The sequence below is a fragment of the Exiguobacterium mexicanum genome (genome assembly GCF_005960665.1).
GTDB lineage: Bacteria > Bacillota > Bacilli > Exiguobacteriales > Exiguobacteriaceae > Exiguobacterium > Exiguobacterium mexicanum_A.
Map to the genome: position 1 here is coordinate 44,772 of NZ_CP040676.1, position 22,729 is coordinate 67,500.

Consider the following 22,729-nt stretch of genomic DNA (forward strand, 5'->3'; position numbering starts at 1 on the left):
TGTAAGCTAAGGAGGACGTATGTTAAAAGTAGCCTACGTCTTCCTAGTTAAATAAAAAACTAATTGTCTAATAGAGGAGGAATCTAGAATGGGTAAAGAAAAATTCGACCGTTCTAAACCGCACGTTAACGTTGGTACAATCGGCCACGTCGACCACGGTAAAACAACTTTGACTGCAGCGATCTCAGCTGTACTTTCAAAAGCACAAGGGAAAACAGCTACAAAGTTTGACGCAATCGATGGTGCTCCTGAAGAGCGTGAGCGCGGTATCACAATCGCAACAGCTCACATCGAGTACGAAACTGACAAACGCCACTATGCACACGTTGACTGCCCAGGTCACGCTGACTATGTTAAAAACATGATCACTGGTGCTGCACAAATGGACGGCGCAATCCTCGTTGTTTCGGCAACTGATGGCCCAATGCCACAAACACGTGAGCACATCCTTCTTTCACGTCAAGTAGGTGTTCCTTTCATCGTCGTATTCATGAACAAAGTTGACATGGTTGACGACGAAGAACTCCTTGAGCTCGTTGAAATGGAAATCCGTGAACTTCTTTCTGAATACGACTTCCCAGGCGACGACCTCCCTGTAATCAAAGGTTCTGCACTTGGCGCGCTTAACGGCGAAGCTCAGTGGGAAGAAAAAATCATGGAACTCATGAACGCAGTTGATGAGTACATCCCTGAGCCAGTTCGTGACACGGACAAAGAATTCATGATGCCAGTTGAGGACGTATTCTCAATCACTGGTCGCGGTACTGTAGCGACTGGTCGTGTTGAGCGTGGTGTTCTCCGCGTCAACGACGAAGTTGAAATCGTTGGTCTTACAGAAGAAACTAAGAAAACTGTATGTACTGGTGTAGAGATGTTCCGTAAGCTTCTCGACTACGCTGAAGCTGGCGACAACATCGGTGCTCTTCTCCGTGGTGTATCACGTGAAGACATCGAGCGTGGACAAGTACTTGCTAAGCCAGGTTCAATCACGCCGCACTCAAAATTCAAAGCTTCAATTTACGTTCTTTCTAAAGAAGAGGGTGGCCGTCACACGCCATTCTTCGCGAACTACCGTCCGCAGTTCTACTTCCGTACAACTGACGTAACAGGTATCGTTCACCTTCCAGAAGGTACTGAAATGGTAATGCCAGGAGACAACATCGAGTTGACGATCGAATTGATTTCTACAATCGCGATCGAAGACGGAACACGTTTCTCAATCCGTGAGGGTGGCCGTACAGTAGGCGCTGGTTCAGTAACTGAAATCATCGAGTAATCGATTGATTCACTGACCTTTCAAGCAGTCCGCATTTTGCGGGCTGCTTTTTTGTTTTGTAGCAAGACGTGGTAAGATGGGACATATGTCGAACGAAAGGGGAGACGAAGATGGAGAAGCAAGTCGAAACGTTATGTCGGCTGAACGGGATCGCGTGTCGGTTCGGTGGGTCGACGTTACTGAAGCATCATGGGCTAATTGAAACGGCGAACGACTTGGATGTGTTTGTCGAACCGGATCAATTCGAGCGAGTCGATCAAGTACTGAGCCGTGCTGGAAAGAAAGTCGAGTCGACGCCTCATCCAGATTACGTGACGACCTATTTTGGCGAATATGAGTTCGAGGGCGGAGACATTGATGTGATGGCCAGCTTTCGGATGAAGTGCACCGATGGGATCTATACACATCCATATATTGAACCGGTCGGTAGTTGGATGCATCTCGAAGAGTGGGTCGTACTGTATACGGTAATGAACCGTATCGATAAGCTTGAACGGTTAAGCCAATACTTCGAGACTCATCCAATGAATGAAACGATCGTCCAAACCTGCTTGAAACGAGCCCCAGCCTCGGTTATCGAATCCGTCACGGAACGCTTCAGAGTACGTATGAAACGCTAGGTAGAGTTGGCATGGCGGTTCTTGTAACAAATAGTTCAACAAAAGAAGGAAAATAGCTTGCAAATGGGTTCAAATCTTGTTACATTAGTGAACGTTGAACAACTCATCAGACATCCGGCGCAATTTAAAAATCAAATCTTGCATTTCATATGTAGATTCGATATAATGATTAAGTGTTTGTGCGAGTGGTGAGAGACTTTACAGCAGAAATCGGATCCAATCGTTGATTTGCAATGATCGGATACCTCTGCTGACACAAGCACGCTGCGATGAAGCGGGAGGTTATGACACGCCAGGCAGCTTTGCCATGGCCGGTGTGGAAATTTCCGCGGAGAACTGTCTATTTTTAAAAATAGGCGACAAAGGAGGGAAACTTACATGGCAAATGAAAAAATCCGTATTCGTTTAAAAGCATACGACCATCGCGTACTCGATCAATCAGCTGAGAAAATCGTTGATACTGCGAAGCGTTCAGGTGCAAAGGTTTCGGGACCAATCCCGCTTCCAACTGAAAAATCGATCTACACGATCCTTCGTGCGGTTCACAAGTACAAAGATGCTCGTGAGCAGTTCGAGATGCGTACACACAAACGCTTGATCGACATCGTTAACCCAACACCAAAAACGGTTGATGCGCTTATGCGCCTCGAATTACCATCAGGTGTTGACATCGAAATCAAACTTTAATTCTTCATATAGTAGATACTAGCCAGAAGAGACAATAATTATTAAACAGGAGGTGTATCTCATGGCTAAAGGAATCTTAGGAACAAAACTTGGTATGACTCAAATCTTCAACGAAGCAGGCGAAGTCGTACCGGTAACAGTAGTTGCTGTCGAAGGAAACGTTGTGCTTCAACTTAAAACAGTTGAAACAGACGGTTACGAAGCAGTTCAACTCGGTTTCGGCGACATCAAAGAATCACGTCAAAACAAACCGGCAAAAGGTCACGCTGCGAAAGCAAACGCGACACCTAAGCGCTTCATGAAAGAGATTCGTACTTCAGTAGAAGGATACGAAATCGGTCAAGAGATCAAGGCGGACATTTTCGCTGCAGGTGAATTAGTAGACGTAACAGGTACATCGAAAGGTAAAGGATTCCAAGGTGCGATCAAGCGTCACGGACAATCACGTGGACCAATGGCTCACGGTTCGCGCTACCACCGTCGTCCTGGTTCGATGGGTCCTGTAGCTCCTAACCGCGTATTTAAAGGGAAGCTTCTTCCTGGTCAAATGGGTGGCGAGCGTAAAACGATTCAAAACCTTGAAGTTGTCAAAGTTGACGCGGAACGCGGCCTTGTACTCGTTAAAGGCGCAATCCCAGGCGCTCGCAAGTCGAACGTCATCATCAAAACAGCGGTAAAAGGTAACTAATTAACTGCACGGAAAGGAGGAATTACGAATGCCTAAAGTAGCTTTGCTTAACCAAACAGGTTCACAAGTTGGCGAGATCGAATTGGCAGAAGCCATTTTTGGTATCGAGCCTAACGACTCAGTACTTTACGACGCGATCGTCATGCAACAAGCATCACGCCGTCAAGGTACTCACGATACGAAAGGTCGCTCGGAAGTACGCGGTGGCGGCCGTAAACCATGGAAACAAAAGGGAACTGGTCGTGCGCGCCAAGGTTCTATCCGCTCACCACAATGGGTTGGTGGTGGTACAGTCTTCGGTCCAACACCACGTTCATACTCTTACAAGCTTCCTAAAAAAGTTCGTCGTTTAGCACTTCTCTCGGCACTTTCGTCGAAAGTGAAAAACAACGAAATGATCGTCCTCGAAGGCCTTGCTTTCGATGCACCAAAAACAAAAGACATGGCTGCTGTATTGAACAGCTTGTCAGTAGAACGTAAGGCTCTTGTAGTCACAGCGGACTACAATGAGACTATCGCTCTCGCAGCTCGTAACATCCCAGGAGTGACTGTGATCGAGGCAGCAGGCGTTAACGTTCTTGACCTCGTTGCTAACGACAAAGTCATCTTCACTAAAGATGCGGTTGCGAAGGTAGAGGAGGTGCTTGCATAATGGCTCAAGCATACGATATCATCAAACGTCCTATCATCACTGAGCGTTCTGTTAGCCTCATGGAAGCTAACAAATACGTTTTCGAGATCGACGTTAAAGCGACTAAATCGCAAGTGAAGTACGCTATCGAAACAATCTTCAATGTGAAAGTTGCTTCGGTAAACACAATGAACATGAAACCGAAAGCGAAACGTGTCGGTCGTCACTCTGGTTACACAGCTCGTCGTAAAAAAGCGATCGTAACCCTTGCTGAAGGCAACACAATCGACTTCCTCGGTTAATTTACTACCTTAAAAGAAAAGGAGGGAATCCTCGATGGCAATTAAAAAGTTTAAGCCGACCACTAACGGTCGCCGTAACATGACATCTCTCGACTTTGCAGAGATCACAACGAACCGTCCTGAAAAATCGTTAACTGAAAAGCTTTCGAAAAAAGGCGGTCGTAACAACCAAGGTCGTTTGACTGTTCGTCACCAAGGTGGCGGGCACAAACGCAAATACCGTATCATCGATTTCAAACGTAACAAAGATGGCATCGTCGGACGCGTTGCTACGATCGAATACGATCCAAACCGTTCAGCGAACATCGCCCTCATCAACTATGCAGATGGTGAGAAACGTTACATCCTCGCTCCTAAGGGCATCAAAGTAGGCATGGAAATCATGTCTGGTCCTGAGGCGGATATCAAAGTGGGGAACGCTCTTCCACTCGTGAACATCCCTGTCGGTACTACTATCCACAACATCGAGCTTAAGCCTGGTAAGGGCGGTCAGCTTGTTCGTGCGGCTGGTGCATCGGCACAAATCCAAGGACGTGACGGCAAGTACGTCATCGTTCGTCTTCAATCAGGTGAATCACGCTTGTTCCTCGGCACTTGCCGCGCGACAGTCGGTTCAGTTGGTAACGAAGAACACGAACTCGTAAACATCGGTAAAGCAGGACGTTCACGTTGGTTAGGCAAACGCCCAACAGTACGTGGTTCTGTAATGAACCCGGTTGATCACCCACACGGTGGTGGTGAAGGTCGTGCGCCTATCGGTCGTTCGGGCCCACTTACTCCTTGGGGTAAACCAGCTCTTGGTCTTAAAACTCGTAAGAAAAACAAATCGAGCGACATGTACATTCTTCGTCGTCGCAAGAAATAATTACTACATGATTCTCGGGCGGTTCGAAAGAGCCGTTCCCGAATCATTCCAAAGGGAGGTTCTATCATGGGTCGCAGCTTGAAAAAAGGTCCATTCGCAGATCACCATTTGCTCGCTAAAGTTGACAAACTCAACGAATCTGGTGAGAAGCAAGTCATCAAAACTTGGTCACGTCGCTCGACAATCTTCCCAGAATTCATGGGTCACACGTTCGGTGTACACGATGGTCGTAAACACGTACCAGTATTCGTGACAGAAGACATGGTCGGTCACAAACTTGGTGAATTCGCTCCAACACGCACGTACAAAGGTCACGGATCAGACAAGAAAACGAAACGGTAATTTGAGGGGAGGTCAAATCCATGCAAGCTAAAGCATCAGCTAATATGGTCCGTCTTGCTCCTCGCAAAGCACGTCTCGTTGTAGACTTAATTCGCGGGAAACAAGTCGGCGAAGCGCTCTCTGTCCTTGCTCACACGAACAAGGCAGCGTCGCCAATCGTTGAAAAAGTATTGAAGTCAGCGATTGCAAACGCAGAGCACAACTACGATATGAATATTGAGAACCTTGTGGTGTCGGAAATCTACGTCAACGAAGGTCCAACACTCAAACGCTTCCGCCCACGTGCGATGGGTCGCGCAAGCCGTATTAACAAACGCACAAGCCACATCCACATCGTGGTAACTGAGAAATAAGGAGGGATATGTAGTGGGTCAAAAGGTAAATCCGCACGGTCTTCGCGTTGGTATTATCAAAGACTGGGATTCGCGTTGGTACGCTGAGAAAGACTACGCAGATCTCCTTCATGAAGACTTCGTTATTCGTGAATACATCGAAAACAAAATGAAGGATGCTAGTATTTCTAAAGTAGAAATCGAACGCGCTGCAAATCGCGTGAACATTTCGCTTCACACTGCGAAACCAGGTATGGTTATCGGTAAGGGTGGTTCGGAAATCGAGTCACTCCGCAAAAACATCATCAAGCTTGCTGAAGGCAAACGTGTTCACATCAACGTTGTTGAAGTGAAAAACGCGGACGCTGTCGCTAAACTTGTTGCTGAAAACATCGCTCGTCAATTGGAAGGCCGTGTGTCATTCCGTCGTGCAATGAAGCAATCAATCCAACGTTCGATGCGCACTGGCATCAAAGGGATCAAAACAGAAGTTTCTGGTCGTCTTGGTGGCGCTGATATCGCTCGTTCAGAGAAGTACTCAGAAGGAACAGTTCCACTTCACACACTCCGTGCCGATATCGATTACGGAACAGCTGAAGCTGACACAACTTATGGTAAAATCGGAGTTAAAGTCTGGTTGTACCATGGTGAAGTTCTTCCAACAAAAAACAACACAGCTAAAAACGCTGAATAATAAACACTCTTTCAGGAAGGAGGCAACACACTATGTTGTTACCTAAACGCGTGAAATATCGTCGTGTACACCGTGGTAAAATGCGCGGAAATGCAAAACGCGGCACAACAGTACATTTCGGTGAATTCGGTCTCCAATCGCTCGAAGCGAGCTGGATCACAAACCGTCAAATCGAATCAGCACGTATCGCAATGACACGTTATATGAAACGTGGTGGTAAAGTGTGGATCAAGATCTTCCCACACAAGCCATACACGAAAAAGCCTCTCGAAGTCCGAATGGGTTCGGGTAAAGGTGCTCCAGAAGGCTGGGTGGCTGTAGTTAAGCCTGGCAAAGTAATGTTCGAAATCGCGGGTGTATCTGAGGAAGTTGCACGTGAGGCACTTCGTCTTGCAGCGCACAAACTTCCAGTGAAATGTAAGTTCGTGAAACGTGAAGAAAATGGTGGTGATACGAATGAAAGCAACTGATCTCCGTCAATCAACAACTGAAGAGCTCAACGGTAAAGTAGGCGAATGGAAAGAAGAACTCTTTAACCTTCGTTTCCAATTAGCTACAGGTCAGCTTGAGAATCCTGCTCGTATCCGTGAAGTACGCAAGTCGATTGCGCGTGCTAAAACGATTCTTCGTGAACGCGAACTCGGCATCAACAACGGCTAATCTAATCGGATTCTTTAAGAGGAGGTAACACTCATGGAACGCAATAAGCGTAAAGTACTCACTGGACGCGTCGTGTCTGACAAAATGGACAAAACGATCGTCGTTGCAGTTGAAACAAAAGTACGTCATAAGCTTTATGGCAAACGTGTAAACTACACGAAGAAATTTAAAGCGCACGATGAGAACAATGTCGCTAAAATCGGCGATGTCGTCCGCATCGCGGAAACACGTCCGCTTTCTAAAGACAAACGTTTCCGTCTCGTAACAGTAGTAGAAGAATCAGTAATCATCTAATAACAGTTCGGATCTATAAACATCCGGAGGGAGGTACACTCGCATGATTCAACAAGAATCTCGCTTGAAAGTAGCAGACAACTCTGGCGCGCGTGAACTGTTGACAATTAAAGTCCTCGGTGGTTCAGGTCGTAAGACTGCCAACATCGGTGACATCATCGTCGCGACGGTAAAACAAGCAACACCAGGTGGCGTTGTTAAAAAAGGTGACGTTGTCAGAGCAGTTGTCGTTCGTACAAAACGCGGCGCTCGTCGTAAAGATGGTTCGTACATCCGTTTCGATGAGAACGCAGCAGTCATCATCAAAGATGACAAGAGCCCACGCGGCACTCGGATCTTCGGGCCAGTTGCACGTGAACTTCGTGAAAAAGAATTCATGAAGATCGTTTCGTTGGCACCGGAAGTACTTTAATTTCCAATTTCAATCCTATAAGGAGGTGCGCAAAACGATGCATGTTAAAAAAGGCGATACAGTCCAGGTAATGTCTGGTAAAGATAAAGGCAAGCAAGGGGTTATCCTCAAAGCTATGCCAAGCAAGAACCGCGTAGTCGTAGAAGGTATCAACGTGATTAAAAAACACTCGAAACCATCACAAGCGAATCCACAAGGCGGTATCCTTGAAATCGAAGCACCAATTCACGTCTCGAACGTCATGCCACTCGACCCTAAAACGGGCAAACCGACTCGCGTTGGTTTCAAAGTAGTCGATGGTAAAAAAGTTCGTGTCGCGAAATCGGGCGAAGTACTCGATAAATAAGAAGAACGTGACGAAAGGAGGTCCATTCGACTATGAACCGTTTGCAAGAGAAGTATAAAAGCGACATCGTGAAAGCGATGATGGATAAATTCAACTATGACTCAGTCATGCAAGTCCCGCAGGTCGACAAGATCGTCATCAACATGGGTGTAGGTGACGCTGTTTCGAACTCGAAGGCTCTTGACATGGCAGTGGAAGAATTATCAATTCTTTCTGGTCAAAAACCACTCGTAACGAAGGCTAAGAAATCAATCGCTGGTTTCAAACTTCGTGAAGGCATGCCAATCGGTGCGAAGGTTACTCTTCGTGGCGAGCGTATGTACGATTTCCTCGACAAATTGGTAACTGTTTCACTTCCACGTGTACGTGACTTCCGCGGTGTATCGAAGAAAGCATTCGACGGACGCGGTAACTACACGCTTGGTGTGAAAGAGCAACTTATTTTCCCTGAGATCGATTACGATAAAGTAACGAAAGTACGCGGTATGGACATCGTTGTTGTTACAACAGCGAACACAGACGAAGAAGCTCGTGAATTGCTCACACTTCTCGGAATGCCATTCCAAAAATAATCTAAAGGGAGGTCGACAACATGGCTAAAAAGTCAATGGTGAATCGCGAACACAAACGCGAGAAACTCGTTGCCCAGTACGCTGAGAAACGTGCACAATTGAAAGCTGAAGGCGACTACATCGGACTCAGCAAATTGCCACGTAACTCTTCACCTGTACGTCTTCATAACCGTTGCCGTATCACAGGTCGTCCACATGGTTACATGGGTAAATTCGGGATCAGCCGTATCAAGTTCCGTGATCTTGCATACAAAGGTCAAATCCCTGGTGTTAAAAAAGCAAGCTGGTAATCCACTAACAGTGTGAAAGGAGGTACATCGCATGGTAATGACAGACCCAATTGCAGATATGCTTACACGTATCCGTAACGCTAACATGGTTCGCCATGAAAAATTAGAGCTTCCAGCTTCTAATATCAAACGTGAGGTTGCAGAGATCCTCAAGCGTGAAGGTTTCATTCGCGATGTTGAATATATCGAGGACGCTAAGCAAGGTACACTTCGTCTGTTCCTTAAATACGGAGCAAGCAACGAACGTGTTATCACTGGTCTCAAACGCATTTCGAAACCAGGTCTTCGTGTATACGCAAAAGCTGATGAAGTACCAAAAGTACTCGGAGGACTCGGTATCGCAGTTCTTTCGACATCAAAAGGTCTTATGACTGATAAAGAAGCTCGCCAACAACAAGTCGGCGGCGAAGTGCTCGCCTACATCTGGTAAGTCACTTTTCTAACAAGAACGGAGGTGTAATCAATGTCACGTATTGGTAAAAAACCAGTTACGATTCCAGCTGGCGTTACTGTCACGGTTGCAGAAGACAACACGGTCACAGTAAAAGGTGCTAAAGGTGAACTTTCGCTTTCAGCTAACCCAGCCTTGGAAATCAAAGTTGAAGAGAACGAATTGAACGTCGTTCGTCCGGATGACTCGAAAGAGAACCGTACGATCCACGGGACGACACGTGCCCTTATCGCCAACATGGTGGAAGGTGTGTCTAACGGATTCCAGAAAACACTTGAGATCTCAGGGGTTGGTTACCGTGCAGCTAAGCAAGGTAACAAACTCGTCCTCAGCCTCGGTTACTCGCACCCAATCGAGTACGTTGCTGAAGAAGGTATCGAGATCGAAGTTCCTTCAAACACGCAAATCGTCGTTAAAGGGATTAACAAAGAGCGCGTCGGTCACGTTGCAGCTCAAATCCGCTCGTACCGTGCTCCAGAACCTTACAAAGGTAAAGGTGTTCGTTACTCTGATGAACGTATTCGCCGTAAAGAAGGTAAGACTGGTAAGTAATTCGTCACGAAATGAACGGAAAGGAGTGGCATAAATGATCACAAAAGCAGACAAAAATGCAGTTCGTAAGAAACGTCATGCTCGTGTACGTCGTACGATCGCGGGGACAGCAGCTCGTCCACGTTTGAACGTATTCCGCTCGAGCAAGCACATCTACGTTCAACTCATCGATGATGCAGCACAAACAACGCTTGTGTCAGCATCTTCGAAAGATAAAGCTCTCGATCTTACAAACGGCGGCAACGTTGAAGCAGCGAAAGCTGTTGGTAAACTTGCAGCTGAACGTGCACTCGAGAAAGGTATCGACACTGTTGTGTTCGACCGTGGTGGATACCTCTATCATGGCCGCGTCAAAGCTGTTGCTGAAGCAGCTCGTGAAGCAGGTCTTAAATTCTAACAAAAAGGAGGGGACACTCGATGCGCCAGTTAGACGTTAACATGGAACAACTTGAAGAACGCGTTGTTACCGTAAACCGCGTCGCGAAAGTCGTGAAAGGTGGCCGTCGCTTCCGTTTCGCCGCTCTCGTCGTCGTAGGTGACAAAAATGGTCACGTCGGTTTCGGTACAGGTAAGGCACAAGAGGTGCCAGAAGCGATCCGCAAGGCTATTGAAGCCGCTAAGAAAAACATGGTTCAAGTACCGATGGTCGGTACAACAATTCCACACGAAATCACAGGAGTATTCGGAGCAGGTCGTGTATTCATGAAACCAGCTTCTGAAGGTACTGGGGTTATCGCTGGTGGTCCAGTTCGTGCAGTGCTCGAACTCGCAGGTGTAGGTGACATCCTTTCGAAATCGCTTGGATCTAACACACCAATCAACATCGTCCGTGCGACGGTTAAAGGCTTGACAGAGCTTAAAAAAGCAGAGGAAGTTGCTAAACTACGCGGTAAAAGCGTAGAAGAACTTCTTAAATAAGGGAGGGAATTAGACATGGCGAAACTCGCAATCACCCTCACACGCAGCACTATTGGTCGTCCGGAAGATCAGCGTGTAACAGTACGTACACTTGGTCTTCGTAAAATGCATCAGACTGTCGTTGTCCCTGACAACGTAGCGATGCGCGGTATGATCAAAAAAGTGTCGCACCTTGTGACTGTAAACGAAATCAACGAATAATAAAGATCTTACTAAATAAGGAGGTGCCACTATGAAACTCCATGAATTGAAGCCAACTCCAGGTTCGCGTCACGAACGCAACCGTGTCGGTCGCGGTATGGCGACTGGTAACGGTAAAACTTCTGGCCGTGGACATAAAGGTCAAAAAGCTCGTTCGGGCGGTGGCGTTCGTCCAGGATTCGAAGGTGGGCAAAACCCACTTTACCGTCGTCTTCCAAAACGCGGTTTCAACAACCCTACTCGTAAAGAGTATGCAGTTGTTTCCCTAGACACGCTTAACCGTTTCGAAGCAGGTACTGAAGTTACTCCAGAACTCTTAATCGAGACTGGTGTTGTCAGCTCTGCTAAAGACGGAATCAAAGTACTTGCTAACGGCAAGCTTGAAACAAAATTGACTGTTAAAGCCAACAAATTCTCGGGTGCAGCGAAAGAAGCGATCGAAGCAGCTGGCGGTTCAGTTGAGGTGATCTGATGTTTCAGACGATCTCCAATATGTGGCGCGTGAAAGATATTCGACAGCGTATTCTCTTCACACTCGCAATCATCATCATTTTCCGCATCGGGGCCCATATCCCGGTGCCGATGGTGAATACGGATGTGTTGCGTTTTGACTCAGGAGGTCTTCTCGACTTCTTGAACTTGTTTGGAGGAAATGCTTTACAGAACTTCTCCCTGTTCGCAATGGGGATCATGCCGTACATCACGGCATCGATCGTTGTGCAGCTCTTACAAATGGACGTCGTTCCGAAGTTTGCCGAATGGGCAAAACAAGGCGAGTCTGGCCGTAAAAAGCTAGCGACGGTCACGCGCTATGGGACGATCATGTTAGGGTTTATTCAAGCGACATCATTGTCGTTTGGATTTAACCGCCTCTATCCAGGTCTCGTCAATGAGACGTGGGGCACGGCAACCTATTTCGTGATCGCGATCGTACTGACTGCCGGTACGGCGTTCTTGATGTTCCTCGGTGAGATGACGACGGAGAAAGGTGTTGGGAATGGTATTTCCATCATTATCTTCGCCGGTATCGTCGCTGGGTTCCCAAGAATCTTCACGCAGATTTATGAAACGAAGCTCCAAAATGCTGGAGATGCGTTATTCATTAACATCGTTTACTTGGTCGTGCTATTGCTCGTTATCCTTGCGGTGACCATGGGGATCATTTATGTTCAACAGGCTGCTCGCAAAATTCCGATTCAATACGCAAAACGCACGGCGAACCGTACCCCTGTGGGCGGTCAGTCGACGCACTTGCCAATCAAACTAAACGCTGCCGGTGTCATCCCGGTTATCTTCGCGATTTCCTTCATGGTGACACCACCAACTGTTGCAAGCTTCATTGCTTCTCCGGAAACGACGCAGAAGTTGCAGACTTACTTCGATACGACAGCTCCAATCGGAATGTCGATCTACGTAGCGCTCATCATCGCGTTCGCTTACTTCTATACATTCATTCAGGTCAATCCTGAACAGATGGCAGAAAACCTGCAGAAGCAAGGTGGCTATATTCCTGGGATTCGTCCTGGGGCGCAAACAGAACAGTACATCACGAAGTTGCTCTATCGTTTGACATTCTTCGGAGCGATTTTCTTATCGCTCGTAGCGATCATGCCGACAATCTTCATTAAGCTTGCCGGTCTCCCAACTTCGGTGCAAATCGGAGGAACGAGCTTGTTGATCGTCATCGGGGTAGCCCTCGAAACGATGAAACAAATCGAGAGTCAACTCGTAAAACGACACTACAAAGGCTTTATCCGTTAAAGCGGAAGGAAGGGTACACCCTTCCTTCCTGTCGTGTTTACGACGTGTTGTGAAAATCAAAACTGGAGGCTAACTGAGATGAATCTAGTACTCATGGGCTTACCGGGTGCAGGGAAAGGGACTCAAGCGGCTAAAATCGTTGAAGAGTACCAAATCCCACACATTTCGACAGGCGACATGTTTCGTGCGGCAATCAAAGGCGGAACGCCACTCGGCAAAGAAGCAAAATCGTTCATGGATAAAGGCGAACTCGTACCGGATGAGGTAACAATCGGAATCGTACGCGAACGCTTGAGTCAAGATGATACGAAAAACGGCTTCCTGCTCGATGGATTCCCGCGTACTGTTGCTCAAGCAGAGGCACTCGAAAGTTTGCTTAAAGATTTGGGAAAACAGATTGACCATGTCGTGAATATCGATGTGGATGCGGAAATTCTCGTCCCGCGTTTGACAGGTCGTTGGATCTGCCCGACGTGTGGTGCGACATATCACGTGATCTTCAACCCACCTAAAGTGGAAGGCATCTGTGATGTGGATGGGTCGGCTCTCATGCAACGTGAAGACGATAAAGAGGAAACGGTCCGCCGTCGCCTTGACGTCAACATCGAGCAATCGAAACCACTCATTGACTTTTACGCTGAAAAAGGGTATCTTCGTACATTGGATGGAGATCGTCCAATCGATGTCGTATACGCCGATGTCAAAGCGTTACTCGGTGGTACTGAATGATCATCACGAAGACGCCTCGTGAAATAGCGATTATGCGTGAGGCTGGGCAAATTGTTGCTCGAACACACCAGGTGCTCAAAGAGCACATCAAACCAGGTATTACGACGCTTGAGCTCGACCGGATCGCGGAAGAATACATTCGCAGCCAAGGTGCGACACCGTCGTTCAAAGGCTATAACGGGTTTACCGGTAGCGTTTGTGCTTCAGTGAACGAAGAGCTTGTTCATGGGATTCCCGGAAAACGGGTATTGAACGATGGGGATATCATCTCGATCGACATCGGTGCCTACTATAACGGATACCATGGAGATTCCGCTTGGACGTATCCAGTGGGAACAATCTCGGAAGAGACACAGCAGTTACTTGACGTGACTGAAGAAAGTCTGTATAAAGGATTGGAGCACGCTAAGGCTGGACAGCGTTTGACAGACATTTCGCATGCGATTCAAGCGTATGTGGAATCTCATGATTTCTCTGTCGTCCGCGAATACGTCGGTCATGGTGTCGGACAAAATTTGCATGAAGAACCGCAAATTCCGCACTATGGTCCACCGGGGAAAGGGCCGCGCCTGAAGACTGGAATGACGTTAGCCATTGAACCAATGGTCAACGCTGGTCAACGCTATGTTCGGACACTGGCTGACAACTGGACAGTTGTGACAGTGGACGGTAGCATGTGCGCCCACTTTGAGCACACCATCGCCATCACAGACGATGGATACGAGATTTTAACGAAACTCGATTCCGGTGAATGAGGCTCTATTGCTTCGTGCTGATCCGTTACGGATCCTTCTCTCACAGTACAATGCGATAGATCGTCTGTGCTCCTAAATATCTTCATATAGAAAGGGGAATAAATGATGGCGAAACAAGATGTCATTGAAGTGGAAGGCACTGTTGTCGAACCACTTCCAAACGCAATGTTTAAAGTGGAGTTAGAAAACGGCCACACGGTGCTCGCGCACGTCTCAGGGAAAATTCGGATGCACTACATTCGAATCCTTCCAGGTGACCGCGTAACTGTCGAGTTGTCTCCGTACGACTTGACTCGCGGGCGGATTACGTACCGTTACAAGTAACTCCGATTTTTCCAGGAGGAGGGTATAATCATGAAAGTAAGACCGTCGGTAAAACCGATCTGCGAAAAATGTAAAGTTATTCGTCGTAAGGGTAAAGTAATGGTAATTTGCGAAAACCCGAAACACAAACAAAAACAAGGTTAATCTAAGAGGAGGTGCACACATGGCACGTATTGCTGGTGTAGATATTCCACGCGAAAAACGTATCGTTATTTCGCTCACATACATCTTTGGTATTGGTAAAACAAGAGCACAAGAAATTTTGAAGGCTGCAAACGTATCTGAAGATTCACGCACACGTGATCTTACAGAAGACGAAATCAACCGTATCCGTGAAGCAATTGACGGAATTAAAGTTGAAGGTGACCTTCGCCGTGAAGTTTCACTCAACATTAAACGTTTGATCGAGATCGGCGCATATCGCGGTGTTCGTCACCGTCGTAGTCTCCCTGTTCGCGGTCAAAACACGAAGAACAACTCGCGTACTCGTAAAGGCCCACGCCGTACAGTAGCGAACAAGAAGAAGTAAAGGAGGGAATTGAACAATGGCGAAACGTAAGCAAAATGTACGTTCAAAACGTAAAGTCAAAAAACATGTTGAAGTCGGTGTGGTACACATCCGCTCTACATTCAACAACACAATCATTACAATCACTGACACGCAAGGTAACGCGATCTCATGGGCTACTTCTGGTAACCTTGGATTTAAAGGATCACGTAAATCGACTCCGTTCGCAGCACAATTGGCTGCTGAAACTGCAGCGAAAGTTGCAATGGACAACGGTATGCGTACAGTAGAAGTTAACGTTAAAGGTCCTGGTGCTGGACGTGAAGCGGCTATCCGTGCCCTCCAAGCTACTGGTCTTGAAGTAACTGCAATCCGTGACGTAACACCAGTTCCGCACAACGGTTGCCGCCCTCCGAAACGTCGCCGCGTATAATCGCTTGTGCGTGTGAAGGGCTTACCTAGCACAAACAGCATATACAATGCAGCTCGCGCTGCATGGCAGGATACACTCAAGGAGGGGTTCAGATGATCGAGATTGAAAAACCAAAGATCGAAACGGTCGAAATCAGCGAGGATGCTACGTTTGGTAAATTCGTGGTGGAACCGCTTGAACGTGGATATGGCACTACTCTCGGCAACTCACTACGTCGAATTCTTTTGTCATCGCTCCCTGGTGCAGCGGTAACAGCGGTTCAAATCGATGGCGTTCTTCATGAGTTCTCTACGATTGACGGAGTCGTCGAAGACGTCACGCAAATCGTATTAAACCTCAAGAAGTTGGCTCTCAAAGTGTACTCGGACGAAGAGAAAACGCTTGAGATTAACGTTTCAAGTGCCGGTGCTGTCACTGCGGCAGACATTACCCATGATAGCGACGTTGAAATCTTGAATCCTGAGCTCCACATCGCGACTCTCGCTGATAACGCGACGCTTCGCATGCGTTTGACTGCTCGCCGTGGTCGTGGTTACGTCCAGGCAGAAGATAACAAACGTGATGATATGCCGATTGGCGTTATTCCAATCGATTCGATCTACACACCGATTCAACGCGTGAACTACGAAGTAGATAAAACACGTGTCGGTCAAGATGCTAGCTTCGATAAGCTTCTATTAGACGTGTGGACAGATGGTTCAATCCGTCCGGAAGAAGCGGTATCGCTCGGGGCGAAAATTTTGACAGAACACTTGAACATCTTTGTTGGCTTGACTGACGAGGCTCTCAATGCAGAAATTATGGTCGAGAAAGAAGAAGACCAAAAAGAAAAAGTACTCGAAATGACGATCGAAGAACTCGATCTCTCAGTTCGTTCGTACAACTGCTTGAAGCGCGCAGGCATCAACACTGTTCAAGAACTCGCAAACAAATCAGAGGAAGAGATGATGAAAGTTCGTAACCTCGGACGTAAATCACTCGAAGAAGTTCAACTCAAGTTGGACGAGCTCGGTTTAGGCTTGCGTAAAGAAGACTAAGTTCAACCGAAGGAGGGAAATGTAATGGCTTATTCGAAACTCGGCCGTACAAGCTCACAACGTAAGGCACTTTTACGTGATCTTGCAACTGACCTTATTATCAACGAGCGCATTCAAACAACTGAACAAAAAGCGAAGGAACTTCGCCCAGTCGTTGAAAAATTGATCACTCTTGGGAAACGTGGCGATCTTCATGCCCGTCGTCAAGTAGCTTCATTCGTTCGTAAAGAGAACGCTGGAGAAAAAGACGCAATCCAAAAATTGTTCGAAGACGTGGCACCACGCTACGCTGAACGTCAAGGTGGATACACACGCATCATGAAAGTCGGCCCACGCCGCGGTGACGGTGCAGAAGTCGTAATCATCGAACTCGTCTAATTCATTAGGCAGTCAACAGGGCATGCGGTGACGTATTGCCCTGTTTCCACATCGGAAAGGAGTCGGCAGATGGAATCTCAAATTATGGTACGCGATATCGTGTTTCGTTACCCGGGACAAACCGAGCCAGCCTTAAACGGGCTGTCACTCGACGTATACAAAGGGGAATGGCTCGCTATCGTTGGCCATAACGGTTCTGGCAAGTCGACTTTGACGAAGTTGTGGAATGGGCTTTTGCTTCCTCAAGAAGGAGAAGTCCGGGTTGAGACACTCGATCCAACGGACGCCACAGACGTGTGGGACGTTCGGAAACGGATCGGTGTCGTCTTCCAAAATCCTGACAACCAGTTTGTCGGGGCGACCGTGCGCGATGATGTGGCATTTTCTCTCGAAAACATGGGACTTCCACGTCAAGAAATGGTTCGTCGAATTGATGACAGTCTAGCGCGCGTTGGATTATCGGAACTAGCGGACCGTGAACCGCATCAGTTATCCGGTGGACAAAAGCAGCGCGTTGCGATCGCTTCGGCACTCGCAATGCGCCCGCATGTCCTCGTGCTCGATGAAGCTACCTCAATGCTCGACCCGATTGGGCGCAAAGAGGTGATTGAAACGGTACAACAGCTCGTCTCAGAAGGGATGACCGTTGTCGCCATTACCCACGAGCTCGACGAAGTGTTGTTTGCCGACCGTATCATTGCATTGTCAAAAGGCAAGATTGCGATGACCGGCACACCCGAAGACGTGTTTCAAAATCCGGAGGCGTTACGAGCCATTCAGCTCGACGTACCGTTTATTGTCCGGATGCAACTCGAACTGAAGGAACGGGGCATACCACTCGATCGTCTGATGCTACAACATTCGGAGTTGGTGAACCATCTATGCCGATTAGCATTGAAGAAGTGACTTACCAATATCAATTGAATACTCCGTTTGAACGAACCGCGCTGCGCGATGTGAATGTAATGATTCCGTCGGGGGCGCTTGTTGCGTTTCTTGGCCATACTGGGTCAGGCAAGTCAACGCTCGTTCAACATATGAACGGACTGCTGCGACCGACAAAAGGGCGTGTCGTCGTCGATGACATCGAAGTCCGTGCGATTACGAAGCGTCGCGACAAAAAGCAAAGCCTGCTACCGCTTCGGCGCCGCGTTGGGCTCGTCTTTCAATATCCGGAGCATCAACTATTTGAAGAGACGGTCGAACGCGACGTCATGTTTGGTCCACGAAACTTTGGGGCGTCTGAAGACGAAGCGAAAGAGCGGGCTCATGCTGCGTTGCGCCTCGTCGGCCTGGATGAAACGTTATGGGGCCGTTCCCCGTTCGATCTCTCGGGCGGACAGATGCGTCGCGTCGCCATTGCCGGCGTGCTCGCTAGTCGACCTGACGTTCTCGTCGTAGATGAGCCGACGGCCGGACTCGACCCGCTCGGCCGTCGTGAGATGCTGGCGTTATTCAAACGGCTAAAACAAGAACTCGATTTGACGCTCATTCTCGTTTCGCACGATATGGACGACGTGTTAGCGTACGCAGAACGAGTCGTCGTCATGGAACGGGGCGAGGTCGCCTTTGATGGGAATCCATTTGACTTGTTCAAAGATGAGGCGCTTGTCAAAGGGCTCCAGCTTGAAATCCCGCATGTGCTTCGTTTCGCGAGTGAGCTTGCCCCTGCGTTCGGTGTCACGACACCGAACTTACGGACCGAAGGCGAATTGGCGGACTGGATCGCGCTCGAATTGAGAAAGGGGAGAGCGACATGATCATCGGACAGTACATTCCCGGACATTCATGGCTCCATACACTTGACGCGCGAGCCAAGACGTTGTTCATCCTCGGCTTCATTCCCATCGTCTTTTTGGCTGATAACTTATGGACGAACGTGTTCTTGCTCGGCTTTACCTTGTTCGCCGTGAGACTGTCTCAATTGTCATGGCGGTATTTATGGAATGGATTGAAGATGATTTTATTCCTCATCATTTTTACACTGTTGTTGCAACTGTTCTTTAACCGGGACGGGACGGAGTTGATTGCATTCGGTCCGTTCGCGATTTATTCGGAAGGCGTCCGGATGGGCTTGATCGTCTCGCTCCGTTTCTTCTATCTAGTCATGTTGACGACACTCGTCACGCTGACGACCACACCGATGGAACTGACCGATTCGATTGAAGCAGGGCTCCGCCCCCTCGAACGATTCCGAGTGCCTGCCCATGAGATCGCCCTCATGCTGTCGATCTCGCTCCGGTTCTTGCCGACCTTGGCCGACGAGACCGATCGCATCATGAAGGCTCAGCAGGCGCGAGGCGTCGATTTGAAGAGCGGTCCGCTCAAGGATCGCTTGAAGGCAGTCGTCCCGCTCATGATCCCATTGTTTGTGTCGGCGTTTAAACGTGCTGAGGACCTCGCTACGGCAATGGAGGCCCGTGGGTACCGTGGGGGTGAAGGACGGACGCGCTTGCGTGAGATGACGTGGCACCGTCGTGACACGGTGTTACTCATCATCTTCGTGGGCATCACACTCATCTTGATTGGATTGCGAGGGATAGGATGAAGCGAATTAAATTGACGATTGCGTATGATGGAACGAACTATGCCGGTTATCAGGTCCAACCGAACGGAAATACGGTTCAAGCCGAAGTAGAGGGTGTGCTGGCGCGGATGCATAGTCAGACCGTCAAAGTAGTGGCCTCGGGTCGTACGGACGCCCGTGTGCATGCTCGGGGGCAAGTGCTACACTTCGATACGCACCTCGCTATGCCAGCCGACCGGTTCGTCAAAGCGCTGAATGCGATGTTGCCCGATGATATTCTTGTCCGATCCGCCGAAGAGGTCGATACGTCGTTTCACGCGCGTTATGGGGCAAAACGGAAAGAGTATCGCTATTTCTTCCGAAGCGACGCGGACCCGTTCCGGCGCCACCATGCTGTAACGGTCACGTACACGCTCGACCATGAGCGGATCCGACAGGCGCTACGCATGCTCGTCGGGACTCACGACTTCACCTCCTTTTCAGTGACGAAGGCTGAGGTAGAGGATCGTGTCCGCACAATCTATGAAGCGGAGCTCGTCGAAGCGGGCGATGAGATGTATATTCGTTTCGTCGGCTCGGGCTTTCTTTATAACCAAGTCCGTATTATGGTAGGGACGTTGTTAGAGGTCGGGCGTGGGAAATATGAGCCGGCAGACGTGAGCCGGATGCTCGCCTCAAAAGACCGGCGTAGCGCTGGGATTACAGCCCCACCGCACGGTCTATACTTGTGGAATGTGAATTATGAAAAAGTAGATTGACATTCCCTCTATAAAATCGTATTATATTCATTGGCATTTCATTTTCACATTGAGAGATGAACCACAATCTTAGCCCCGTAAACTAGGATTATGATAAAGCATCAAACAAGCACTAAAAAAATTAAGCAAACAGACATTTTAGGAGGTATTCCACATGCGCACGACATTCATGGCAAAAGCATCTGAAGTAGAACGCAAATGGCTCCTTATCGACGCAGAAGGCAAAACACTTGGTCGTTTGACTAGTGAAGTAGCATCACTTCTTCGCGGTAAGCACAAGCCGACTTTCACACCAAACGTTGATTGCGGAGACCACGTCATCATCATCAACGCTGAGAAAATCCACTTGACTGGTAACAAAATGAACGACAAGATTTACTACCGTCATTCAGGTCATCCAGGCGGTTTGAAATCACAAACTGCAAAAGAGCTTCTCGCAAAACGCCCAGAGCGTATGCTTGAACTCGCAATCAAAGGGATGCTTCCAAAAGGATCACTTGGTCGTCAATCATTCACTAAACTCCACGTTTACGCTGGAGCTGAGCACAACCACGCAGCACAAAAACCAGAAGTTTACGAACTTCGCGGTTAATCGGGACACAGGGAGGAACTAAACGATGGCAGATGTACGTTACTACGGAACAGGCCGCCGCAAACACTCGGTGGCTCGCGTTCACCTCGTTGCAGGTGACGGCAAAGTTGTTGTAAATGGCCGTGATATTTCAGAATACTTCGGACATGAGACTTTGATCATGATGGCAAAATCACCACTCGTATTGACTGAAACAGAAGGTAAATACGATGTAATCGTTAACGTTAACGGTGGTGGATTCACTGGACAAGCTGGAGCAATTCGCCACGGCGTATCACGTGCGCTTCTTCAAGCGGACCCAGAATTCCGTCCAAGCCTCAAAGAAAAAGGCTTCTTGACTCGTGACGCTCGCATGAAAGAACGTAAAAAATACGGTCTTAAAGCTGCACGTCGCGCACCACAATTCTCGAAGCGTTAATCTTCGAACAATTTGGTTCAAACTCTCTGCCCATCGGGGTAGAGAGTTTTTTTGTTACTCATGAAATTGTTGATTTCCATTCCCTCAAGAAAACGCTTTTTTTGATATACTGTTAGCGAGACAGAAATTAGGGGGAAACCACATGCTTACAGTAGAACAAGTTCGTGAAGAATTGGCGGGGTTGATCGATCCAACAATCAACCGTACGCTTGGAGATACAGCTGGCGTGAAGGATATTCGCATTAAAGAAGATTATGTCAGTGTAAAAGTGGCACTCGGTCAAACCGGGAGCGGCGAGCAACTCCAACTTCAACAAGAGATTGTCACGTTGCTCAAAGGAAAAGGATTCAAGACGGTCGGTCTTCGCTTCGAGGCGCTCAATGACGAAAGTTTGAAAGAAGCGACGAAGCCAGCTATTCTCCGTGAAAATGCTGGCACGACATTTATTGCGATTGCTTCGGGCAAAGGTGGCGTCGGGAAATCGACAGTCTCGGTCAACTTGGCAGTCGCGCTAGCGCGGGCAGGGAAGAAGGTCGGATTGATTGATGCGGATATTTACGGCTTCAGTGTACCTGACATGCTCGGGATTGAAGAGCGGCCGGTCGTCCGTGGCGAGAAAATCATTCCTGTCGAGCGTTTCGGCGTGAAAGTGATTTCGATGGGCTTCTTTGTAGAAGATAACGCTCCAGTCATCTGGCGTGGACCAATGCTCGGGAAGATGCTTAATAACTTCTTCAACGATGTTGAGTGGGGCGACCTAGACTACTTGCTCCTCGATTTGCCGCCAGGGACGGGTGATGTCGCCCTCGATATTCATTCGATGCTCCCGGCATGTCAAGAGTTGATCGTCACGACGCCACACGCAACAGCTGCTTTTGTCGCTGCGCGTGCTGGGGCAATGGCCATCAAGACAAACCACAAAGTGCTTGGTATCATCGAAAACATGGCGTATTTTGAAAGTAAAGTGACAGGGGAGAAAGAGTACGTCTTCGGCTATGGCGGCGGCGAAAAATTGTCTGAAGCGTTGAAGAGCAAATTGCTCGCGCAAATTCCGCTCGGTCAGCCGTATGAGAATGAAGAAGACTTTGCACCATCGGTTTACCGAGATGGGCATCCGTTTGAGAAGACATACGACGGACTAGCGCAAGCGGTCATTCAACAGATAGAAGGGTAATGGTTTATAGATGAAGGTACAAGGATTTTTAAGGTTATTTTGGACGACGCTCGTCTTCGGGACGTTGTTTGGGTTCGTCATGAACTTGCTGGCCAATCCTGGCTATTTAGTGAGTCAATCGTGGGAAGCGATTGTGACGGCACTCAGTTACTCGAGCACATGGACCGGGATTAGCATGATGGGCTTCTTCGCCTACTTGATT

40 protein-coding genes (1 of these 40 running past the window's edge) are annotated in these 22,729 nt (G+C 48.2%); all 40 read left to right on the plus strand.

Translation table 11 applies throughout. The features are described 5' to 3' along the window. Positions 1–88 precede the first annotated feature (88 nt). A complete protein-coding gene (gene tuf / locus FED52_RS00570; protein ID WP_034781710.1) occupies positions 89–1,276 on the plus strand; it encodes an elongation factor Tu in 1,188 nt (395 codons plus the stop codon). Between the two features lie 110 nt (positions 1,277–1,386). Then, positions 1,387–1,896 (plus strand): nucleotidyltransferase family protein, encoded by a 510-nt coding sequence (locus tag FED52_RS00575; RefSeq protein ID WP_138858563.1) that lies wholly within the window; start codon positions 1,387–1,389, stop codon positions 1,894–1,896. Positions 1,897–2,274: 378 nt separating this feature from the next. Beyond that, a complete protein-coding gene (gene rpsJ, locus FED52_RS00580) occupies positions 2,275–2,583 on the plus strand; it encodes a 30S ribosomal protein S10 (RefSeq protein WP_012727678.1) in 309 nt (102 codons plus the stop codon). A 61-nt stretch (positions 2,584–2,644) separates the two neighbouring features. Continuing rightward, positions 2,645–3,271, plus strand: a complete 627-nt coding sequence (rplC, locus tag FED52_RS00585) for a 50S ribosomal protein L3 (protein WP_034781707.1) — start codon at positions 2,645–2,647, stop codon at positions 3,269–3,271. Between the two features lie 28 nt (positions 3,272–3,299). Beyond that, positions 3,300–3,923 carry a 50S ribosomal protein L4 gene (gene rplD, locus FED52_RS00590; protein ID WP_034781706.1) on the plus strand — a complete coding sequence of 208 codons (624 nt, stop codon included), beginning with the start codon at positions 3,300–3,302 and terminating at the stop codon, positions 3,921–3,923. After that, entirely contained in the window at positions 3,923–4,204 is a 282-nt protein-coding gene (rplW, locus tag FED52_RS00595; protein WP_034781704.1) for a 50S ribosomal protein L23, read from the plus strand. Before rplD ends, rplW begins: the two co-directional genes overlap by 1 nt. A gap of 34 nt (positions 4,205–4,238) precedes the next feature. Further along, positions 4,239–5,069, plus strand: a complete 831-nt coding sequence (rplB, locus tag FED52_RS00600) for a 50S ribosomal protein L2 (protein ID WP_034781701.1) — start codon at positions 4,239–4,241, stop codon at positions 5,067–5,069. A 66-nt stretch (positions 5,070–5,135) separates the two neighbouring features. After that, entirely contained in the window at positions 5,136–5,411 is a 276-nt protein-coding gene (rpsS, locus tag FED52_RS00605) for a 30S ribosomal protein S19 (RefSeq protein ID WP_012727673.1), read from the plus strand. A 20-nt stretch (positions 5,412–5,431) separates the two neighbouring features. Continuing rightward, on the plus strand, positions 5,432–5,764 hold the full coding sequence (gene rplV / locus FED52_RS00610) for a 50S ribosomal protein L22 (protein ID WP_034781699.1): 333 nt from the start codon (positions 5,432–5,434) through the stop codon (positions 5,762–5,764). A 13-nt stretch (positions 5,765–5,777) separates the two neighbouring features. After that, positions 5,778–6,437: a 30S ribosomal protein S3 gene (gene rpsC, locus FED52_RS00615; protein ID WP_128124031.1), complete on the plus strand. Its 660-nt coding sequence runs from the start codon at positions 5,778–5,780 to the stop codon at positions 6,435–6,437. A gap of 32 nt (positions 6,438–6,469) precedes the next feature. Continuing rightward, positions 6,470–6,907 carry a 50S ribosomal protein L16 gene (gene rplP / locus FED52_RS00620; protein ID WP_016508922.1) on the plus strand — a complete coding sequence of 146 codons (438 nt, stop codon included), beginning with the start codon at positions 6,470–6,472 and terminating at the stop codon, positions 6,905–6,907. Continuing rightward, entirely contained in the window at positions 6,894–7,097 is a 204-nt protein-coding gene (rpmC, locus tag FED52_RS00625; protein ID WP_012727669.1) for a 50S ribosomal protein L29, read from the plus strand. The genes rplP and rpmC overlap by 14 nt, the downstream gene beginning before the upstream one ends. A 33-nt stretch (positions 7,098–7,130) precedes the next feature. Beyond that, complete coding sequence (gene rpsQ / locus FED52_RS00630) at positions 7,131–7,391, plus strand: 30S ribosomal protein S17 (protein WP_021066611.1); 261 nt, start codon at positions 7,131–7,133, stop codon at positions 7,389–7,391. Between the two features lie 43 nt (positions 7,392–7,434). Further along, positions 7,435–7,803, plus strand: a complete 369-nt coding sequence (gene rplN / locus FED52_RS00635) for a 50S ribosomal protein L14 (RefSeq protein ID WP_012727667.1) — start codon at positions 7,435–7,437, stop codon at positions 7,801–7,803. Positions 7,804–7,840: 37 nt separating this feature from the next. Beyond that, positions 7,841–8,149 carry a 50S ribosomal protein L24 gene (gene rplX / locus FED52_RS00640; RefSeq protein ID WP_021066612.1) on the plus strand — a complete coding sequence of 103 codons (309 nt, stop codon included), beginning with the start codon at positions 7,841–7,843 and terminating at the stop codon, positions 8,147–8,149. 32 nt (positions 8,150–8,181) lie between these two features. Then, complete coding sequence (rplE, locus tag FED52_RS00645) at positions 8,182–8,721, plus strand: 50S ribosomal protein L5 (RefSeq protein WP_016508927.1); 540 nt, start codon at positions 8,182–8,184, stop codon at positions 8,719–8,721. A 20-nt stretch (positions 8,722–8,741) separates the two neighbouring features. Continuing rightward, positions 8,742–9,011, plus strand: coding sequence for a 30S ribosomal protein S14 (gene rpsN / locus FED52_RS00650; RefSeq protein WP_034781694.1), 270 nt, complete (start codon positions 8,742–8,744; stop codon positions 9,009–9,011). Between the two features lie 31 nt (positions 9,012–9,042). Then, positions 9,043–9,441 (plus strand): 30S ribosomal protein S8, encoded by a 399-nt coding sequence (gene rpsH / locus FED52_RS00655; protein WP_021066614.1) that lies wholly within the window; start codon positions 9,043–9,045, stop codon positions 9,439–9,441. A gap of 33 nt (positions 9,442–9,474) precedes the next feature. Beyond that, positions 9,475–10,014, plus strand: coding sequence for a 50S ribosomal protein L6 (gene rplF, locus FED52_RS00660; protein ID WP_034781691.1), 540 nt, complete (start codon positions 9,475–9,477; stop codon positions 10,012–10,014). 34 nt (positions 10,015–10,048) lie between these two features. Next, positions 10,049–10,411 (plus strand): 50S ribosomal protein L18, encoded by a 363-nt coding sequence (gene rplR, locus FED52_RS00665; RefSeq protein WP_138858564.1) that lies wholly within the window; start codon positions 10,049–10,051, stop codon positions 10,409–10,411. A 20-nt stretch (positions 10,412–10,431) separates the two neighbouring features. Next, a complete protein-coding gene (gene rpsE / locus FED52_RS00670) occupies positions 10,432–10,932 on the plus strand; it encodes a 30S ribosomal protein S5 (protein ID WP_021066616.1) in 501 nt (166 codons plus the stop codon). 15 nt (positions 10,933–10,947) lie between these two features. Further along, positions 10,948–11,133, plus strand: a complete 186-nt coding sequence (gene rpmD, locus FED52_RS00675) for a 50S ribosomal protein L30 (RefSeq protein ID WP_021066617.1) — start codon at positions 10,948–10,950, stop codon at positions 11,131–11,133. Between the two features lie 31 nt (positions 11,134–11,164). Further along, positions 11,165–11,605 carry a 50S ribosomal protein L15 gene (gene rplO / locus FED52_RS00680; RefSeq protein ID WP_021066618.1) on the plus strand — a complete coding sequence of 147 codons (441 nt, stop codon included), beginning with the start codon at positions 11,165–11,167 and terminating at the stop codon, positions 11,603–11,605. Next, positions 11,605–12,894, plus strand: coding sequence for a preprotein translocase subunit SecY (gene secY / locus FED52_RS00685; protein WP_138858565.1), 1,290 nt, complete (start codon positions 11,605–11,607; stop codon positions 12,892–12,894). The genes rplO and secY overlap by 1 nt, the downstream gene beginning before the upstream one ends. A gap of 78 nt (positions 12,895–12,972) precedes the next feature. Next, positions 12,973–13,623, plus strand: a complete 651-nt coding sequence (locus tag FED52_RS00690; RefSeq protein WP_029594431.1) for an adenylate kinase — start codon at positions 12,973–12,975, stop codon at positions 13,621–13,623. Beyond that, a complete protein-coding gene (map, locus tag FED52_RS00695; RefSeq protein ID WP_034781687.1) occupies positions 13,620–14,378 on the plus strand; it encodes a type I methionyl aminopeptidase in 759 nt (252 codons plus the stop codon). The genes FED52_RS00690 and map overlap by 4 nt, the downstream gene beginning before the upstream one ends. 105 nt (positions 14,379–14,483) lie before the next feature. Next, positions 14,484–14,702 carry a translation initiation factor IF-1 gene (gene infA, locus FED52_RS00700; RefSeq protein WP_021066622.1) on the plus strand — a complete coding sequence of 73 codons (219 nt, stop codon included), beginning with the start codon at positions 14,484–14,486 and terminating at the stop codon, positions 14,700–14,702. Positions 14,703–14,732: 30 nt separating this feature from the next. After that, on the plus strand, positions 14,733–14,846 hold the full coding sequence (gene rpmJ / locus FED52_RS00705; RefSeq protein WP_003156543.1) for a 50S ribosomal protein L36: 114 nt from the start codon (positions 14,733–14,735) through the stop codon (positions 14,844–14,846). 19 nt (positions 14,847–14,865) lie between these two features. Next, complete coding sequence (gene rpsM, locus FED52_RS00710) at positions 14,866–15,231, plus strand: 30S ribosomal protein S13 (RefSeq protein ID WP_024372197.1); 366 nt, start codon at positions 14,866–14,868, stop codon at positions 15,229–15,231. Positions 15,232–15,247: 16 nt separating this feature from the next. After that, on the plus strand, positions 15,248–15,643 hold the full coding sequence (gene rpsK / locus FED52_RS00715) for a 30S ribosomal protein S11 (protein WP_021066624.1): 396 nt from the start codon (positions 15,248–15,250) through the stop codon (positions 15,641–15,643). A gap of 92 nt (positions 15,644–15,735) precedes the next feature. Next, positions 15,736–16,680, plus strand: coding sequence for a DNA-directed RNA polymerase subunit alpha (locus FED52_RS00720; protein ID WP_021066625.1), 945 nt, complete (start codon positions 15,736–15,738; stop codon positions 16,678–16,680). A gap of 24 nt (positions 16,681–16,704) precedes the next feature. Further along, positions 16,705–17,058, plus strand: coding sequence for a 50S ribosomal protein L17 (rplQ, locus tag FED52_RS00725; RefSeq protein ID WP_012727650.1), 354 nt, complete (start codon positions 16,705–16,707; stop codon positions 17,056–17,058). Positions 17,059–17,127: 69 nt separating this feature from the next. Then, a complete protein-coding gene (locus tag FED52_RS00730) occupies positions 17,128–17,964 on the plus strand; it encodes an energy-coupling factor transporter ATPase (protein ID WP_021066626.1) in 837 nt (278 codons plus the stop codon). Next, positions 17,940–18,818 (plus strand): energy-coupling factor transporter ATPase, encoded by an 879-nt coding sequence (locus FED52_RS00735; protein WP_138858566.1) that lies wholly within the window; start codon positions 17,940–17,942, stop codon positions 18,816–18,818. Before FED52_RS00730 ends, FED52_RS00735 begins: the two co-directional genes overlap by 25 nt. Beyond that, positions 18,815–19,606: an energy-coupling factor transporter transmembrane component T family protein gene (locus FED52_RS00740; protein WP_138858567.1), complete on the plus strand. Its 792-nt coding sequence runs from the start codon at positions 18,815–18,817 to the stop codon at positions 19,604–19,606. Before FED52_RS00735 ends, FED52_RS00740 begins: the two co-directional genes overlap by 4 nt. After that, positions 19,603–20,343 carry a tRNA pseudouridine(38-40) synthase TruA gene (gene truA, locus FED52_RS00745; RefSeq protein ID WP_034781678.1) on the plus strand — a complete coding sequence of 247 codons (741 nt, stop codon included), beginning with the start codon at positions 19,603–19,605 and terminating at the stop codon, positions 20,341–20,343. Before FED52_RS00740 ends, truA begins: the two co-directional genes overlap by 4 nt. Positions 20,344–20,497: 154 nt before the next feature. Further along, positions 20,498–20,935 carry a 50S ribosomal protein L13 gene (gene rplM / locus FED52_RS00750; RefSeq protein WP_034781675.1) on the plus strand — a complete coding sequence of 146 codons (438 nt, stop codon included), beginning with the start codon at positions 20,498–20,500 and terminating at the stop codon, positions 20,933–20,935. A gap of 25 nt (positions 20,936–20,960) precedes the next feature. Next, positions 20,961–21,353, plus strand: a complete 393-nt coding sequence (gene rpsI / locus FED52_RS00755; RefSeq protein WP_021066631.1) for a 30S ribosomal protein S9 — start codon at positions 20,961–20,963, stop codon at positions 21,351–21,353. A 142-nt stretch (positions 21,354–21,495) separates the two neighbouring features. Then, the gene (locus FED52_RS00760; RefSeq protein ID WP_021066632.1) at positions 21,496–22,527 is read left to right on the plus strand and encodes an Mrp/NBP35 family ATP-binding protein; all 1,032 of its coding nucleotides are present in this window, start codon (positions 21,496–21,498) and stop codon (positions 22,525–22,527) included. A gap of 10 nt (positions 22,528–22,537) precedes the next feature. Beyond that, positions 22,538–22,729: the start of a KinB-signaling pathway activation protein gene (locus FED52_RS00765; protein ID WP_138858568.1), read on the plus strand. The gene runs 459 nt beyond the window's last position; only the first 192 of its 651 coding nucleotides appear in the window; it begins with the start codon at positions 22,538–22,540; its stop codon lies beyond the right edge, outside the window.

Excerpts from the sequence above, each read along its gene's own strand:
- FED52_RS00735 (WP_138858566.1), top strand. The coding sequence starts at position 17,940 with ATGCCGATTAGCATTGAAGAAGTGACTTACCAATATCAATTGAATACT.
- rpmC (WP_012727669.1), top strand. The coding sequence starts at position 6,894 with ATGAAAGCAACTGATCTCCGTCAATCAACAACTGAAGAGCTCAACGGT.
- rpmD (WP_021066617.1), top strand. The coding sequence starts at position 10,948 with ATGGCGAAACTCGCAATCACCCTCACACGCAGCACTATTGGTCGTCCG.
- rplV (WP_034781699.1), top strand. The coding sequence starts at position 5,432 with ATGCAAGCTAAAGCATCAGCTAATATGGTCCGTCTTGCTCCTCGCAAA.
- rplD (WP_034781706.1), top strand. The coding sequence starts at position 3,300 with ATGCCTAAAGTAGCTTTGCTTAACCAAACAGGTTCACAAGTTGGCGAG.
- truA (WP_034781678.1), top strand. The coding sequence starts at position 19,603 with ATGAAGCGAATTAAATTGACGATTGCGTATGATGGAACGAACTATGCC.
- infA (WP_021066622.1), top strand. The coding sequence starts at position 14,484 with ATGGCGAAACAAGATGTCATTGAAGTGGAAGGCACTGTTGTCGAACCA.
- tuf (WP_034781710.1), top strand. The coding sequence starts at position 89 with ATGGGTAAAGAAAAATTCGACCGTTCTAAACCGCACGTTAACGTTGGT.
- FED52_RS00690 (WP_029594431.1), top strand. The coding sequence starts at position 12,973 with ATGAATCTAGTACTCATGGGCTTACCGGGTGCAGGGAAAGGGACTCAA.
- rplN (WP_012727667.1), top strand. The coding sequence starts at position 7,435 with ATGATTCAACAAGAATCTCGCTTGAAAGTAGCAGACAACTCTGGCGCG.
- rpsQ (WP_021066611.1), top strand. The coding sequence starts at position 7,131 with ATGGAACGCAATAAGCGTAAAGTACTCACTGGACGCGTCGTGTCTGAC.
- rpsM (WP_024372197.1), top strand. The coding sequence starts at position 14,866 with ATGGCACGTATTGCTGGTGTAGATATTCCACGCGAAAAACGTATCGTT.
- rplF (WP_034781691.1), top strand. The coding sequence starts at position 9,475 with ATGTCACGTATTGGTAAAAAACCAGTTACGATTCCAGCTGGCGTTACT.
- map (WP_034781687.1), top strand. The coding sequence starts at position 13,620 with ATGATCATCACGAAGACGCCTCGTGAAATAGCGATTATGCGTGAGGCT.
- rplM (WP_034781675.1), top strand. The coding sequence starts at position 20,498 with ATGCGCACGACATTCATGGCAAAAGCATCTGAAGTAGAACGCAAATGG.
- rplB (WP_034781701.1), top strand. The coding sequence starts at position 4,239 with ATGGCAATTAAAAAGTTTAAGCCGACCACTAACGGTCGCCGTAACATG.
- rplR (WP_138858564.1), top strand. The coding sequence starts at position 10,049 with ATGATCACAAAAGCAGACAAAAATGCAGTTCGTAAGAAACGTCATGCT.
- rplO (WP_021066618.1), top strand. The coding sequence starts at position 11,165 with ATGAAACTCCATGAATTGAAGCCAACTCCAGGTTCGCGTCACGAACGC.
- rpsK (WP_021066624.1), top strand. The coding sequence starts at position 15,248 with ATGGCGAAACGTAAGCAAAATGTACGTTCAAAACGTAAAGTCAAAAAA.
- rpsH (WP_021066614.1), top strand. The coding sequence starts at position 9,043 with ATGGTAATGACAGACCCAATTGCAGATATGCTTACACGTATCCGTAAC.
- rplE (WP_016508927.1), top strand. The coding sequence starts at position 8,182 with ATGAACCGTTTGCAAGAGAAGTATAAAAGCGACATCGTGAAAGCGATG.
- rplW (WP_034781704.1), top strand. The coding sequence starts at position 3,923 with ATGGCTCAAGCATACGATATCATCAAACGTCCTATCATCACTGAGCGT.
- rplP (WP_016508922.1), top strand. The coding sequence starts at position 6,470 with ATGTTGTTACCTAAACGCGTGAAATATCGTCGTGTACACCGTGGTAAA.
- FED52_RS00740 (WP_138858567.1), top strand. The coding sequence starts at position 18,815 with ATGATCATCGGACAGTACATTCCCGGACATTCATGGCTCCATACACTT.
- FED52_RS00720 (WP_021066625.1), top strand. The coding sequence starts at position 15,736 with ATGATCGAGATTGAAAAACCAAAGATCGAAACGGTCGAAATCAGCGAG.
- rpsI (WP_021066631.1), top strand. The coding sequence starts at position 20,961 with ATGGCAGATGTACGTTACTACGGAACAGGCCGCCGCAAACACTCGGTG.
- FED52_RS00575 (WP_138858563.1), top strand. The coding sequence starts at position 1,387 with ATGGAGAAGCAAGTCGAAACGTTATGTCGGCTGAACGGGATCGCGTGT.
- rpmJ (WP_003156543.1), top strand. The coding sequence starts at position 14,733 with ATGAAAGTAAGACCGTCGGTAAAACCGATCTGCGAAAAATGTAAAGTT.
- rpsN (WP_034781694.1), top strand. The coding sequence starts at position 8,742 with ATGGCTAAAAAGTCAATGGTGAATCGCGAACACAAACGCGAGAAACTC.
- rplX (WP_021066612.1), top strand. The coding sequence starts at position 7,841 with ATGCATGTTAAAAAAGGCGATACAGTCCAGGTAATGTCTGGTAAAGAT.
- rplQ (WP_012727650.1), top strand. The coding sequence starts at position 16,705 with ATGGCTTATTCGAAACTCGGCCGTACAAGCTCACAACGTAAGGCACTT.
- rpsE (WP_021066616.1), top strand. The coding sequence starts at position 10,432 with ATGCGCCAGTTAGACGTTAACATGGAACAACTTGAAGAACGCGTTGTT.
- secY (WP_138858565.1), top strand. The coding sequence starts at position 11,605 with ATGTTTCAGACGATCTCCAATATGTGGCGCGTGAAAGATATTCGACAG.
- FED52_RS00760 (WP_021066632.1), top strand. The coding sequence starts at position 21,496 with ATGCTTACAGTAGAACAAGTTCGTGAAGAATTGGCGGGGTTGATCGAT.
- FED52_RS00730 (WP_021066626.1), top strand. The coding sequence starts at position 17,128 with ATGGAATCTCAAATTATGGTACGCGATATCGTGTTTCGTTACCCGGGA.
- rpsJ (WP_012727678.1), top strand. The coding sequence starts at position 2,275 with ATGGCAAATGAAAAAATCCGTATTCGTTTAAAAGCATACGACCATCGC.
- rplC (WP_034781707.1), top strand. The coding sequence starts at position 2,645 with ATGGCTAAAGGAATCTTAGGAACAAAACTTGGTATGACTCAAATCTTC.
- rpsS (WP_012727673.1), top strand. The coding sequence starts at position 5,136 with ATGGGTCGCAGCTTGAAAAAAGGTCCATTCGCAGATCACCATTTGCTC.